This window comes from Achromobacter sp. D7-1 (genome assembly GCF_059760445.1).
In genome coordinates, this window is the sequence record NZ_JCBAMT010000132.1 from 1 (window position 1) to 13072 (window position 13072).

A 13072-nucleotide genomic window follows, 5' to 3' on the forward strand; every position below is an offset into this window, starting at 1 on the left:
CGTGAAGCCCGCGAAAGCCACTGGCTTTTCTGCTGCAGGCGCGGCGCCGCGCTCTTGCGCCTGGGCGGCGCGCAGCGCCTGCACTGCGGGGTCGGGCTGTTCCCGGAGTTCGGCCAGCACCGACATGACGGCGGCGACGATGCCCATGTAGCCGGTGCAGCGGCACAGGTTGCCGGACAGCTCCACCCGCACCCGGCCCTCGTCCGCATCCGGCAGCCGCAGCACGATATCGCGCGAGGTCGCCAGCATGCCCGGGGTGCAATAGCCACATTGCAAGGCGTGGTGCTTGGTAAAGGCGGCGCGCAGCCGCTGCATCACCGGATCGGCGTCATAGCCCTCGATGGTGGTCACCTGCCGTCCTTCGCAGGCCACCGCGAACGAGATACAGGAACGCACCGGGGCCCCGTCCACCAGCACCGTGCAGGCGCCGCAGACGCCATGTTCGCAGCCGAGATGGGTGCCGGTCAGGCGCGCCTGATCCCGCAGGAAATCCCCCAGATGCATGCGCGCGGGCGCCTCGTGCGACACGCGCTTGCCGTTTACTTCCAATGTCACCTGAACCATGGTCATTCCTGTCAACCCAGAGCCTGCGCCAGGCAGCGCGTCACCGCGGTCCCGTGCAGCTTGCGATGGTGTTCGTCCTTGTCCTGCATGACGCCGGCCAGCTCGCTGGCCAGCAACGTCTCGTCCAGGCCCGCCAGTCCCTGCTGCGCGATGCGCGCGGCCAGTTGGGGCAGCAGCCTGGGCGCGCCGTCCAGGGCCCCCACCACGATGCGCGCCGTCTTCGCAGACGGATCGAACCAGGCGGCGCAACTGGCCTCGGCGAACTCGCCAGTCTTGCGGCAGAACTTGTAATAGCCCCAGCGCGCCTGCGGCCCGGCTTCCGGTATGTGCACGGCGGCGATCAGCTCGTCTTCGCGCAACCCGGTGGTGTAGGCGCCCTGCATGTAGTCTTCCGCCGGCAGCATGCGCACGCCGTCCGGCCCCGCGATCTCCAGCGTCGCGCCCAGGCCGACCACGGTCAGCACCCAGTCGGCCGCCGGATCGGCATGCGCCAGGCTGCCGCCCAGCGTGCCGCGGTTGCGGATGGCGCGATAGGCAATGCCAGGGGCCACTTGCTGCAAGGGCGTTCCGCGCAGCAGTTCGTGCACGCCGTCCTCGATCTCGGCATGGGTCACGGCCGCGCCCACGCGCAGCTTGCCGTCCTTGCGCGAGACCGTGCGCAGCTCGGACAGGCCGGAAATATCGATCACGACCGGCGGACGCGCCAGGCGCAGGTTCAGCATCGGTCCCAGCGATTGGCCGCCAGCCATGAGCTTGGCGCGGCCTTCATGCCCGCGCAGCGCCCGCAAGGCGTCCTGCAGCGTATCCGGACGGGTGTATTCGAATGCGGCCGCCTTCATGCCGTCACCTCCGCAGCAACGGTTGCGGTCTTGCGGCTACCCTCTGCGATGGCGGCCAGCACCCGGGTCGGCGACAGCGGCGTGCGCAGCAGTTCGGCCGCGCCCAGCGGACGCAAGGCGTCGTTGACCGCGTTGAACAGCACCGCCGGCGGCGCGATGGCGCCGCCCTCGCCCATGCCCTTGGCCCCGAATTCCGTGTGCGGCGAGGGCGTCTCGAAATGGTGCAGGCGCATATTGGGAACTTCGGTGGCGCCCGGCAGCATGTAGTCCGCCAGGGTCGAGGCCAGCGGCTGGCCATTGTCGTCGTAAGGCGTTTCCTCGTAGAAGGCGGTGCCTATGCCCTGGGCCACGCCGCCTATGGTCTGGCCTTCGACCACCATGGGGTTGATCATGGTCCCGCAGTCCTCCACCACCACATAATCCAGGATCTCCACGCCGCCCGTGCCCGGATCCACCGCCACCACCGCCGCATGGGTGGCGTAGGTGAAACAGCCGGTGTCGACCTTGGGCTTGTAGCCCACGGTGACTTCCAGCCCGCTGGGGTCCACGTCGGACGGCAACAATTGCGGCCGCAGATACCAGGCATCGGCCACGTCCTTGACCGACACCGACTTGCCGCCCGCTTCCAGGCGATCGCCATTCCAGGCCACGTTGGCCGGATCGGCCTGCAACAGATGCGCGCCGATGTGCGTGAGTCGCGGCAACAGGCGCTTGCAGGCCTGCGACACGGCGCCGCCGGACATCACCAGCGAACGCGAAGCGTAGGTCCCGGTGGAAAATGGCGTCTGCCCGGTATCGCCGTGCAGCAGCTTGATGCTGGCCACGTCCACGCCCAGGATCTCGTTGGCAATCTGGGCGAAAGTGGTTTCCATACCCTGTCCGTGCGAATGCACGCCGACCCGCAGTTCCAGCCCGCCGTCTGGCGTGACTCGCGCCGTGGCCTGGTCGAAGCCCGGAATCACGGGCGTGCCCCAGGCCGCGAACACCGAAGTGCCGTGAGCGGCCTGCTCGGTGTACGTCGCCAGGCCCACGCCGATGAGGCGGCCGTCGGCCTCGCCCTGGCGCTGGCGCTGGCGGATGGCGTCCACGCCTATCATGTCCATGGCCTGTTGCAGGCTGGCCGGATAATCGCCGCTGTCCAGGTGCTTGCCGGTGACGTTGACGTAGGGCATCTGCTCGCCCTGGACCAGGTTCTCCTGGCGGATTTCCCAAGGCTCGCGTCCGACCTCGCGGGCGATCGCGTCCATCGTCAGTTCGATGGCGAAGCAGACGCCGGTGCGCGCCACGCCGCGATAAGGCACGAAGCCCGGCTTGTTGGTGGCCACCGCCCGCGTCACGCAGCGATAGCCCTTGAAGGCGTACGGCCCCGGCAGATTGCCGATGGCCTGACCCGGTTCCAGGCCGATGGTGAACGGCCAGACCGAATAGGCCCCGCCGTCGATGGTGATCTTGGCGTCCAGCGCCAGCAGCTTGCCGCGTCGGTCGGCGTAGGCCACCATTTCATAATGGTGCTCACGCGAATTGGCGCCCGCGGTCAGGTGCTCGCGGCGGTCTTCAATGAAGCGGAACGGTTTCTTGAAAGTCTTGGCCAGCCAGGCCACGCACAGTTCTTCCTGCTGCAGCACGCACTTGTAGCCGAAAGCCCCGCCCACGTCCGGCGATACCACGCGCACGCGGCCCTGCTCCAGGTCCAGGCACTGGGCCAGCACGCTGCGGATCATGTGCGGCACCTGGGTCGCGCTGACCACCACCAGCTGGTCGGCCTGGTGGTCCCAGTAGGCCAGCACCGCCTTGCCTTCCATCGGCACCATGCACTGGCGCGACAGGTCGATCTTGCGGCGCACGACCACATCCGCCTGCGCCGCCAGTTCATCGAATTGCTTGTCGACGTTGAGCGTGACGAAGACGTTGTCGCGCCATTGCTCGTGCACGAAATCGCCCTGGGCGGCCTGCGCGCTGACCACGTCCGCATACACGGGCAGGTCGTCATAGTCGACCTCGATCAGCTCGGCGTAGTCTTCGGCTTCGGCGCGGGTCGGCGCGAACACCATGGCGATGGGCTCGCCCACGAAGCGCACCTTGCCCGAGGCCAGCGGCGGCTGGGCCGAGACCTGGTAGCTGGGCAGCGTGGAATCCGCCACGATGTCGCGCGCGTCGGCCATGGCCTGGCGCACAAACGCCTTGTCCGCGATCTGCTCGGCCACGCGCACCGAGGCGATGCGCGCATGCGCCAGCGGACTGCGCAGGAAGGCCACCTCGCTAAGCCCGGGCATGGCCATGTCGGCCACGAAATTGCCCTTGCCGTGCAGATGGCGCGCGTCCTCCTTGCGCGGCACCCGCGCGCCCACTCCCTGCGGCTTGCCTGGCCGGCCGTGCGTATCGGCGTTTGCTGTCGTCATGACTACCCTTTGTCTCCTGCTTGCTTGTTACTTGGCCTGGGCCTTCGCCACGGCGGCGAAGGTGTAGTTGTCCAGCGGGCTTTCGGCCACGCGGAACCAGCCCGCCTGCTCGGCCTGGAATTTCTTCCAGTCGGGGAAGATCGCGGCAAAGTCGGGGTTCTTGGCCGAAAGCTCGGTCCACAGTTCCTGCGAGGCGTTGTACGCCGCGTCCATCACTTCCTTGGGGAAGAAGCTGACCTTGGCGCCGCCGGCGATCAGCTTGCGCAGCGCCAGCGGATTGCGCGCATCATAGTGGGCCAGCATGCGCATGGTCTGTTCGCCGGCCGCTGCCTCGAACGCGGCCTGGTAGGCCGGGGGCAAGGCCTCCCAGGCCTTGTCATGCACCATGCTGGTGATGGACGCGCTGCCTTCGAACCAGCCCGGCGAGTAGTAGTACGGCGCCACCTTGTTGAAGCCCAGCTTCTCGTCATCGTAGGGGCCGATCCATTCGGCCGCGTCGATGGTGCCCTTTTCCAGCGCCGGATAGATGTCGCCCGGCGGAATCTGCTGCGGCACCGCGCCCAGCTTGGACAGCACCATGCCGCCGATGCCGCCGATGCGCATGTTCAGGCCCTTCAGGTCGGCGACCGACTTGATCTCCTTGCGGTACCAGCCGCCCATCTGCACACCGACGTTGCCACAGACGTGGTTGACGATGTTGTACTTCTTATAGAGGGCGCGCAGCATCGCCAGGCCGCCACCGTAGTGGATCCAGGCGTTGTGCTGGCGGGCGCTCAGGCCGAAGGACAGGCCGGTGTCGAAGGTCAGTGCGGTGTTCTTGCCGATGTAGGCCGTGCTCAGCACGTGATTGCATTCCACCGTGCCGTTGCTGACCGCGTCCATGTTCTGCGCGGCAGGCACCAGTTCACCGCCGGGAAACGCGCGGATCTCGAACTTGCCTTCGGTCAGTTGCGCCACGCGCTTGCAGAGATCCTCGGCCGAGCCGTAGATGGTGTCCAGGCTCTTGGGCCAGCTGGTGGACATGCGCCAGCGCACCGACGGCGCGGATTGCGCGATGGCAGGCATGCCGACAGTGGCTAGGCCCGCGCCGGCTGCGCCGGCGGCTTGTGCGAGGAAACGGCGTCGTTGCATTCATTGCTCCCGATCTGGTTCGATTGAGTCCCCTTGGACCCGCCTCAACTCATGCCAACGCCACTCGCGTACATCCGAAAAAAAACGTTAGCACACTGAATTGTTGATCAGCATACTGACAGTAATTTTGAGTGTCAACAAGGTAAATCCCCACTGCCGACACCCGCGTAACGCCTGGGTTTCCACTCATTTCGACGAAATTTTTCCATTGGCCCGACGACTGTTTGGGGGTACTCCTTACATATAGCGGCCGACCACAGTTGCCGGCCGCAAGCGGCGTGCATAATAGGCCCGCTCCGCCGCCTTCCGACCTGCCGCCTGTCGGGGAAATCCCTAGCTCCTGACTTGTTTTTTTAGGCAGTACACTGACGACAATTACTCAGCATACTGACGAACGAGTTGATATGAACTGGATCCGCATTGCCTCTACCGACCAACTGACCGACGACGACGAGGTAATCCCCGTCGCGGCCGGCGAAAAGCAGCTTGCGCTGTATCGCAGCGAAGGCGAGTTCTACGCCTCCGACAACGTCTGTACCCACGCCTACGCGCTGCTGTCCGACGGCTATCTGGAAGACGGCTGCATCGAATGCCCGCTGCACCAGGCCAGGTTCGACATCCGCACCGGCCAAGCCATGTGTGCGCCCGCCACCAGCGGCATCCGCGTCTATCCGGTCAAGGTCGAAGGCCAGGATATCTACGCCAACCTGCAAGGCTGACCATGGCCGACGCAGATCCGATCCTCATCATCGGCGCCGGCCAGACCGGCGCGGTGGCGGCCGCCACGCTGCGCGACCTGGGCCACGACGGCCCCATCACGCTGATCGGCCAGGAAGCGCATGCGCCCTACGAGCGCCCGCCGCTGTCCAAGGCCGTGCTGCAGGCGGCCGACGCGCACGGCCAGACGGCGGTGCATGCCGGCGACTTCTACGAACGGCAACGCATCACGCTGCTGACCGGCACCGAAGCACAGGCCATCGACGCCGCCCGCCGCCTGGTCCGGCTGGCCGACGGCAGCGCCCTCCCCTACAGCCGCTGCCTGCTCGCCACCGGCGGCCGCGCGCGCGAACTGCCCAGCCTGCCGCGCGGCACGCCGGGCGTGCACTACATCAGAACGCTGGATGACGCCGCCGCGCTGCGCGCCGGCCTCACGCCGCAGGCGCGCGTCGCCGTCATCGGCGGCGGTTTCCTCGGCCTGGAGGTGGCATCCACCGCGCGCGCCCTGGGCGCCGCGGTCACCGTCCTGGAAAGCGCGCCGCGCCTGCTGGAACGGGTGCTGCCCCCGGCGCTGTCGGATTGGCTGGCCGAACGCGCCCGCCATGCCGGCGTGGATCTGCGCCTGGGCGCGCGGATCGCCCGCAGCGACTGGCAGCCTCATGCGGACGACGCGGTCCGGCATCAGGCGCGCTTCACGATAGAACTGCAGGACGCCTCCCCGATAGAGGCCGACGTCGTGGTGGTAGCCATCGGCCTGGTGCCGGAAGTCTCGCTGGCCGGCCAGGCCGGCCTGGCGCTGGACCCGGCCAACGGCGGCATCGCGGTGGACGCCGCCTGCCGCAGCAGCGATCCCTATATTTACGCGGCTGGCGATTGCGCCAGCCAGCACCGCCGCCACCTGAACATGGCGCTGCGGCTGGAGTCCTGGCAGAACGCCAATGAGCAGGCGCGCGCGGCCGCGGCCGGCATGCTGGAGCGGCCCGCGCCCGCCGAGCCCTATCCCTGGTTCTGGACCGATCAATACGGCTGCAACGTGCAGATGCTGGGCCTGCCCCAGCCGGACCTGGTCTATGCCTGCCGCGGCATTCCCCAGGTCCAGGCCGAGGCGCCCAAGTTCATCTGGCTGGGCCACCGCAACGGCGTGCCGGTGCACGCCATCGCCATCAACGCCGGCGGCGACCTGCGCCAGCTGCGCGTGCTGTTCGAACAAGGCATAGCCATCGACCCGCAGCGCTATGCCGACGAATCCGTGGCGCTCAAGCCATTGGTGAAGGCCTGCCAGCAAAGCGCCGCCACGTCCTGAAACGCATTACCGCCCCCGCATCGACAGGAGCTTTTCATGTATCAATCACAAACCGTCATCGGCCTCACGGTGGCGTCCAAGGACGCCGCCCTGGCTGACTGTATCTGGCCGGAAGACGCGCTGCACTACATTCCGGACTGGGTCTACACCAGCCGCGCCGTCTACGACCAGGAAGTGGAGAAGATCTTCCGCGGCAAGACCTGGAACTACGTGGCCCTGGAAGCCGAACTGCCCAATCCGGGCGACTACAAGCGGTCCTACGTCGGCCCGACCCCGGTAGTGGTGTCGCGCGCCGAAGACGGCTCGGTCAATGTCTTCGAAAACCGCTGCGCCCACCGCGGCGCGGAGTTCTGCCGCAACAGCCAGGGCAACGCCAAGGAATTCGTCTGCCCGTATCATCAGTGGTCCTACGACCTGAAGGGCAATCTGCAGGGCATCCCGTTCAAGCGCGGCGTGAACCGCGAGGGCGGCATGCCCAAGGACTTCAAGAACGAAGAGCACGGCCTGCGCAAGCTGCGCGTCACCACGCGCAACGGCGTCATCTTCGCGTCCTACAGCGATGAGGTCGAACCGATCGAGGAATACCTGACGCCCGAGATCCTTGCCGACTTCGACACCGTCTTCCCGGGCAAGAAGCTCAAGATCCACGGCTACTACCGCAACGAGCTGCCGTGCAACTGGAAGATGTACCACGAGAACCTGAAGGACCCATACCACGCGACCCTGCTGCATTCTTTCCTGGTGGTGTTCGGCCTGCTGGTGGCCGGCAACAAGTCCGCCATGCTGGTCGATCCGGTGCACGGCCGCCACGGCACCATGGCCTCGGCCAAGAGCGAGGACAAGTACGCCAGCGTCAGTGAAGAGAACAAGAAGGAAATGCGCTCCTTCCATGACGGCCTGCACCTGCAGGACGACCGCTTCCTGGAATTCGTCAAGGAGTTCGATTCGCCCTGGTCGGTCACCATGCAGACGGTATGGCCCAACCTGATCGTGCAGCGCGAAATGAACACCCTGGGCGTGCGCCAGATCGTGCCCAACGGCCCCGACAGCATGATCATGCAATGGACCATGTTCGGCTACGAAGACGACACGCCCGAGATGGAGCGTCACCGCCTGCGCCAGGGCAACCTGATGGGCCCGGCCGGGTTCCTCGGCCTGGAAGACAACGAAGCCATGAAGTTCGTGCAGGAAGGCGTGCGCCGCGCCAGCACCGACGTCAACGTGCTGAAGCTGGAGTCCGGCAAGCAAGGCACCTCCAACACGCTGATCTCGGAAGCCGCGATCCGCTCCATGTATAGCTATTACCGCGGCGTGATGGGCTTCTGAGGCAGGAACCAGGAAACATGAGAACCCGATTCGAATACTCCCCCCGCAAGATCGACCCCGCGCGCGCCATTGCGCTACGCCAGGAAATCGAGGAATTCCACGCCGACTACTGCGCCGCCCTGGACGCGGGCCAGGTCGAGGCCTGGCCGGACTTCTTCACCGAGGACGGCCTGTACCGCGTCACGGCGCGCGAAAACGCCGAGCTGGGCCTGCCCGTCGGCCTGGTGTACTCCGAGGGCCGCGCCATGATGCACGACCGCGCCGTGGCCATTTCGCGTACCCAGATGTTCGCCCCGCGCTACATGCTGCACCTGGTCAGCAATACCCGCGTCATCAGCGAATCCGCCGACGGCGAGATCGAGTCCCAGGCTGCGTTCATGCTGATGCAGACCCTGGTCGAAGGTCCCACCACGCTGCACCTGGCCGGCACCTACTACGACCGCCACACGCGGCAGGACGGCGTGCTCAAGCTGAAGGAACGGCAGGTGGTGTATGACACCACCATCCTGGCCAATGATCTGGTCTACCCCGTTTAGCAAGCGCGAGGTCGATAAAAAAGGGTTGCGCCGCGAGGCGCAACCCTTTTTTTCCGGCATGCGAAGTCAGTTCAGGCCTGCGTGGCGCGCACGGCCTCGTCGCGCGTCAGCACGGTGGCGTACTTCTGCTGCATGTCGAAGAGATTGGCGTCATGCGGGCCGATGGCGCGGTCGCCCACGCAGTCCGACACCACCAGCGGCCGGAAACCGTACTGCATGGCATCCACCACGCTGGCCCGCACGCAGCCGCTGGTGACCGCGCCCGCCACCAGCAGCGTCTGCACGCCGCGCTGCGACAGCCAGGCCGCCAGGCTGGTGCCGAAGAACGCCGAGGGCACCGTCTTGCGCACCACCAGTTCGCCGGCCGCCGGCGCGAGCTGCGGCACGATGGCGCTGTTGTGGTCGGCTTCCTTCAGGGTCAGCATCCCCGGTACCTTCAGGGTGAAGATATTGTGGTCCGCGTCGTCGTCGGCGAACACGATGCGGCTGTGCGCCACCGGCCAGCCCTGCTTGCGCGCATGTGCCAGCAGGCCCGTCGTCTGCTCGATGGCCTGGGGGATATTGCCGCCGCCGAACACCGCCGGATCGGCAAAGCCGTTGACCAGGTCCACGATCAGCAGGCCATAGGGCGGCTTGGGCGCCATGGCCGCGCCGAAGCCCTGGCGTTCGTAGGCGGAGATATCGTCATTCATGGTTGGAACTCCTTGAGCAGTGATTGCGTGCTTAAGCCTGGGGGCCGCCGCCGTCCAGCACCTTGCCCTGGCGCACCACGTCTTCCCCGTCCAGCCGCACCGTGCAGGCGCGCAGCGGAATGTCGATGTGGCAGGTGGTGGTCCGGTTGCCGCCAGCCTCGTTGTTGGGTCCGAGCGAGAACAGGAAGTTGCCCTCGTAGGCCCGCGCGTCCATGCCTATGGTGGCTTCGCGGTCGTACAGGCCCAGCGTGGTCCAGTGCGCGCGCGGCTGCAGGCCCCAGCCTATGTGCGAAATCGCGTAGGCTTCCGGGTCCTTGAACGAGGCCACGTACTCGCGCAGCAGTTCCGCGTCCACGCCGCCGTCGATGCGCGTGGCATAGCCGTTTTCGACCGTCAGTTCGATGGCCGAGCGCACGTAGAGCTTCTGCGGCAACAGGATGTCGCCCGCGTCGATCACGATCTTGCCATGGGCGCCGCCTTCGTTCGGCCAGGTCAGCACGAAGCCGCTGGGCCAATGGTCCCAGCGGCCCGGCTCGTCGACAAAGCCGTATTCGCTGATGGCCGGGAATTCGCCCAGCGGGCAGCGCAGGTCCGTGCCCGCATCCGATACCACGCTCATCTCGCGCGCCGCGCCGATGCGCGCGGCCGCCGCCTTGACCCGGGCGCGATCAGCCTCGGTCGGCACCAGCCGCGCCAGCACTTCCGGCGGCTCCACCGCCAGCAGGATCTTGGTGCCCGTGGCCAGGATCTCGTGCTGTTCCGGCGAGAACAGCAGCGTCATCAGATCCAGCACCAGGTCGCTTTCCTTCAGCGCCGCGATCGCGGCCTTGTTGCCGGTCAGCGGGGTGGTACCCAGGTAGGCCAGCGAATCCCGGCTCAGCGCCCGCTCGCCATTGATGGGCGGCAGGTCCAGGCGGTTCACGATGGCGCCCATGGCTTGCGTCGCGATCAGCGCCGTGGCCAGGGTTTGCGGGTGGGTCGCCGCGCTGGTCAGCACCGTGACGGTCTGCCCCGCTTGCAGCTTGGACAGGGTCAGCACCTGCTGCCAGGCCTTCACCATTTCAAAATCGCTAATAGGCATGATGCCCTCCTTGCCAGTCAGTGCCGCGCTTCATGCGCGCGCCAGCGGCGCACCCAGGAAGTCGCCGAAGGCCGCATAGAAGCCTTCCTCGTTGTCCCACGGGATCATGTGGCCGGCGGCAGGCACGCGGTGATGCTGCGTGCCGGGCGCCAGCCGCTGGATTTCGGCCACGTCGGCATCCAGCACCACCTCGCCCCGCTCCGCCGTCATCAGCAGGACCGGCGCGTCCAGCAGCGGCAGGTCGGCGTGGATGTCGTCGCTCTGGAACGCCTCGAAGCTCTGGATGATGGCGCGCTCGTCGCAGGTGTGCAGCCATTCGGCGCGCAGCTGGCGCTGTTCCACGGTCCAGGTCGGGCAGAACGCGCGCATGGCCTCGGCGTCCATGCCCAGGCGCGCCTGCGCCATGGAATCGACGTACCAGGGCAGCTTGGCGGGATACGGCCGGCGGCCGGGACCGGACACCGGCGGGTCCACCAGGACCAGTCGGCTCAGGCCGGCAGGCTTGCCGCGCCCGGCGCGCACGCCGATGCGCCCGCCCATGGAATGGCCGACCACGCTGTAGCGCGCCAGGCCCAGCGCCTCGGCAAAGGCCAGCACGTCGGCAGCCTGCGCGTCCAGGCTGTAGTCCAGCCCCGCGCCGGCTTCCGACAGGCCGCGGCCGCGCACGTCCAGCACATAGGTGTCGAAGGACTGGCCGAAGCGCTCGCCCACGAAGCCCCAGGTGACCGCCGGGCTGGTGATGCCCGGCACGATGATGACCGGATCGCGCCCCGCGCCGCGTTCGCCGCCGTAGCGCAGGTAATGCTGGCGGATGCCGTTGGCGTGGACGTTGCCGCCGTACAGGAAGTTGCTCATGTCAGTCTCCCAGGCTGGGTTCAGAGTTTGAACAGGCGCCGCGCGTTGCCGTTGCAGATCAGTTCGCGGGTCGCATCGTCCATCGGCGTCTGCTCGATGAATTCCACCGCCAGCGCGGTCGATTCATAGGGATAGTCGACCGAGAACATCACCGCCTCGCGGCCCATTTCGGCAATGGCGGCCATCAGCGTGGGAGGCGAACAGACGCCCGAGGTGGTGATGAGGATGTTGCTGCCCAGGTATTCGGAGGGCGCGCGCGCCAGCTTGATGCCGTGCGAATACACCGCGAAGCGGCTGTCGAAGCGCCAGCGCAGGAACGGCAGGCCCTCGCCCATGTGGCCGAGGATCAGCTTGACGCCGGGGTAGCGGTCGAACACGCCGCCGAACAGCAGCCGCAACGCATGGGTGGCGGTTTCGACGCCCCAGCCCCAGCACGCGCCCACCAGTTCGGGATGGCCCGAGTAGGCCTGCGGAATGACGTAGGGATCGGACGGGTGCAGATAGACAGGCACGTCCAGTTCCTGCACTTTTTCCCAGAACGGATCGTAGGCGCGGCCATCGTAGTACACGCCATTGGTGTGGCCGTTGATCAGGGCGCCCTTGAAGCCCAGCTGCTTGACGCAGCGTTCCAGTTCGGTGGCGGCGACCAGCGGATCGTGCATGGGCACGGTAGCGAAGGCGCCATAGCGCGTCGGGTGCCGGGCGACCTGCTCGACCAGGAAATCGTTGTTTTCCTTGGCGCGGCGCAACGCCACGGCGGCATCGGCTTCGGCCTGCACGCCGGGTCCGGTCTGCGACAGGATGACGTAATCGATGCCGCCGCGGTCCATTTCGCCCAGCCGGACCTCGTCGAAGTCCACCAGGCGCGCGGCCAGGTCGGCCAGCACGGCGGGATCGATATGCTGCGCGAAGCTCTTCGAATAGTCTTTGAATCCGACCGCGGTGTAGTGCTCCTCAAACGCGATCTTGCGTACTTTGCTCATTCCCCTACTCCCAGTTTGATGGCCCGGACCCTGTCCTGCCACGGCGCGTCAGCATTGTTTATCAGTACACTGACTATTACATCGGAAATACCGGAATCGCGCGCAGCCGCTTTCCCATTGGGAACAGCCCTGCGAGGGCTTCCGAATTTACGTCAGTATACTGACTTTATAGTCAGCGTACTGACAAATAAGGGAAATCCCGAGGGGCGAAAAAAAGGTTCTCGGAGTACTACCGGGAACGTTTCGGGGAATTGCCTCGCCAGACGCGGCGGGTGACGGAATAAAGCGGCATCGGACGCAGGGAGCCACGCCGCGCGCCAAAGGCATCAACGACACCACCGGCACCACCAGCACCACCAGCACCAAGCATCACAACGCACGAAACCGCGTAAGCCCCAAGAGGCCGCCCGCGCGGCCGGCATGGGGCGGGCCTCGCAAGATCTTCGGCGCCAAACCACCGCCGAGCAGAACCCCAAGAACCCCACCCGCCCCCGCTGACGTCAACAGCACTTGCCAGAGCCCGGCGCGGCGGCGGCCCGGCAGGCGCGGGGCGTCGATAAGCCCTACGGAATCCGTAGGGAAGGCCGCAGGCCTGGACGAGGATGAGGCAGGGGAAGTCCGGAGCGAAGGCTCCGGACCGCAATCG

General features: G+C 66.7%; 12 protein-coding genes. 4 read left to right on the top strand and 8 right to left on the bottom strand.

Annotated features, from left to right (window positions below; all coding sequences use genetic code 11):
- The 4 genes from AC6LKD_RS31345 to AC6LKD_RS31360 all read right to left on the bottom strand — a co-directional run.
- A partial coding sequence (locus AC6LKD_RS31345) for a (2Fe-2S)-binding protein (RefSeq protein WP_498118433.1) occupies positions 1 to 570 on the bottom strand: 570 nt, incomplete at its 3' end.
- Positions 571 to 575: 5 nt separating this feature from the next.
- Complete coding sequence (locus tag AC6LKD_RS31350; protein ID WP_498118434.1) at positions 576 to 1403, bottom strand: FAD binding domain-containing protein; 828 nt, start codon at positions 1401 to 1403, stop codon at positions 576 to 578.
- Complete coding sequence (locus tag AC6LKD_RS31355) at positions 1400 to 3802, bottom strand: xanthine dehydrogenase family protein molybdopterin-binding subunit (protein WP_498118435.1); 2403 nt, start codon at positions 3800 to 3802, stop codon at positions 1400 to 1402. Before AC6LKD_RS31355 ends, AC6LKD_RS31350 begins: the two co-directional genes overlap by 4 nt.
- 27 nt (positions 3803 to 3829) lie before the next feature.
- Positions 3830 to 4933 carry a TRAP transporter substrate-binding protein gene (locus AC6LKD_RS31360; protein ID WP_013393113.1) on the bottom strand — a complete coding sequence of 368 codons (1104 nt, stop codon included), beginning with the start codon at positions 4931 to 4933 and terminating at the stop codon, positions 3830 to 3832.
- Between the two features lie 404 nt (positions 4934 to 5337).
- Here AC6LKD_RS31360 and AC6LKD_RS31365 point away from each other — a divergent pair, with 404 nt between their 5' ends.
- Genes AC6LKD_RS31365 through AC6LKD_RS31380 form a run of 4 tightly spaced genes read left to right on the top strand, consistent with a single transcriptional unit; the run spans position 5338 to position 8815 of the window.
- The gene (locus AC6LKD_RS31365) at positions 5338 to 5652 is read left to right on the top strand and encodes a non-heme iron oxygenase ferredoxin subunit (protein ID WP_013393112.1); all 315 of its coding nucleotides are present in this window, start codon (positions 5338 to 5340) and stop codon (positions 5650 to 5652) included.
- A gap of 2 nt (positions 5653 to 5654) precedes the next feature.
- Entirely contained in the window at positions 5655 to 6953 is a 1299-nt protein-coding gene (locus AC6LKD_RS31370; protein ID WP_498118436.1) for an NAD(P)/FAD-dependent oxidoreductase, read from the top strand.
- Positions 6954 to 6989: 36 nt separating this feature from the next.
- Complete coding sequence (locus AC6LKD_RS31375; protein WP_498118437.1) at positions 6990 to 8279, top strand: aromatic ring-hydroxylating dioxygenase subunit alpha; 1290 nt, start codon at positions 6990 to 6992, stop codon at positions 8277 to 8279.
- A 17-nt stretch (positions 8280 to 8296) separates the two neighbouring features.
- The gene (locus AC6LKD_RS31380) at positions 8297 to 8815 is read left to right on the top strand and encodes an aromatic-ring-hydroxylating dioxygenase subunit beta (RefSeq protein ID WP_207466863.1); all 519 of its coding nucleotides are present in this window, start codon (positions 8297 to 8299) and stop codon (positions 8813 to 8815) included.
- Positions 8816 to 8886: 71 nt separating this feature from the next.
- Here AC6LKD_RS31380 and AC6LKD_RS31385 read toward each other — a convergent pair whose 3' ends face one another.
- Genes AC6LKD_RS31385 through AC6LKD_RS31400 form a run of 4 tightly spaced genes read right to left on the bottom strand, consistent with a single transcriptional unit; the run spans position 8887 to position 12426 of the window.
- A complete protein-coding gene (locus AC6LKD_RS31385; RefSeq protein ID WP_013393108.1) occupies positions 8887 to 9507 on the bottom strand; it encodes an N-carbamoylsarcosine amidohydrolase in 621 nt (206 codons plus the stop codon).
- Between the two features lie 31 nt (positions 9508 to 9538).
- Complete coding sequence (locus AC6LKD_RS31390) at positions 9539 to 10588, bottom strand: 2,5-dihydroxypyridine 5,6-dioxygenase NicX family protein (protein ID WP_013393107.1); 1050 nt, start codon at positions 10586 to 10588, stop codon at positions 9539 to 9541.
- A gap of 30 nt (positions 10589 to 10618) precedes the next feature.
- Positions 10619 to 11443: an alpha/beta fold hydrolase gene (locus AC6LKD_RS31395; protein WP_498118438.1), complete on the bottom strand. Its 825-nt coding sequence runs from the start codon at positions 11441 to 11443 to the stop codon at positions 10619 to 10621.
- 20 nt (positions 11444 to 11463) lie between these two features.
- A complete protein-coding gene (locus AC6LKD_RS31400) occupies positions 11464 to 12426 on the bottom strand; it encodes an amidohydrolase family protein (protein WP_498118439.1) in 963 nt (320 codons plus the stop codon).
- Positions 12427 to 13072 lie beyond the last annotated feature (646 nt).

Bases quoted from the DNA above. Each gene is read 5' to 3' on its own strand.
- AC6LKD_RS31350 (WP_498118434.1), bottom strand. From the start codon at position 1,403: ATGAAGGCGGCCGCATTCGAATACACCCGTCCGGATACGCTGCAGGAC.
- AC6LKD_RS31355 (WP_498118435.1), bottom strand. From the start codon at position 3,802: ATGACGACAGCAAACGCCGATACGCACGGCCGGCCAGGCAAGCCGCAG.
- AC6LKD_RS31360 (WP_013393113.1), bottom strand. From the start codon at position 4,933: ATGCAACGACGCCGTTTCCTCGCACAAGCCGCCGGCGCAGCCGGCGCG.
- AC6LKD_RS31365 (WP_013393112.1), top strand. From the start codon at position 5,338: ATGAACTGGATCCGCATTGCCTCTACCGACCAACTGACCGACGACGAC.
- AC6LKD_RS31370 (WP_498118436.1), top strand. From the start codon at position 5,655: ATGGCCGACGCAGATCCGATCCTCATCATCGGCGCCGGCCAGACCGGC.
- AC6LKD_RS31375 (WP_498118437.1), top strand. From the start codon at position 6,990: ATGTATCAATCACAAACCGTCATCGGCCTCACGGTGGCGTCCAAGGAC.
- AC6LKD_RS31380 (WP_207466863.1), top strand. From the start codon at position 8,297: ATGAGAACCCGATTCGAATACTCCCCCCGCAAGATCGACCCCGCGCGC.
- AC6LKD_RS31385 (WP_013393108.1), bottom strand. From the start codon at position 9,507: ATGAATGACGATATCTCCGCCTACGAACGCCAGGGCTTCGGCGCGGCC.
- AC6LKD_RS31390 (WP_013393107.1), bottom strand. From the start codon at position 10,588: ATGCCTATTAGCGATTTTGAAATGGTGAAGGCCTGGCAGCAGGTGCTG.
- AC6LKD_RS31395 (WP_498118438.1), bottom strand. From the start codon at position 11,443: ATGAGCAACTTCCTGTACGGCGGCAACGTCCACGCCAACGGCATCCGC.
- AC6LKD_RS31400 (WP_498118439.1), bottom strand. From the start codon at position 12,426: ATGAGCAAAGTACGCAAGATCGCGTTTGAGGAGCACTACACCGCGGTC.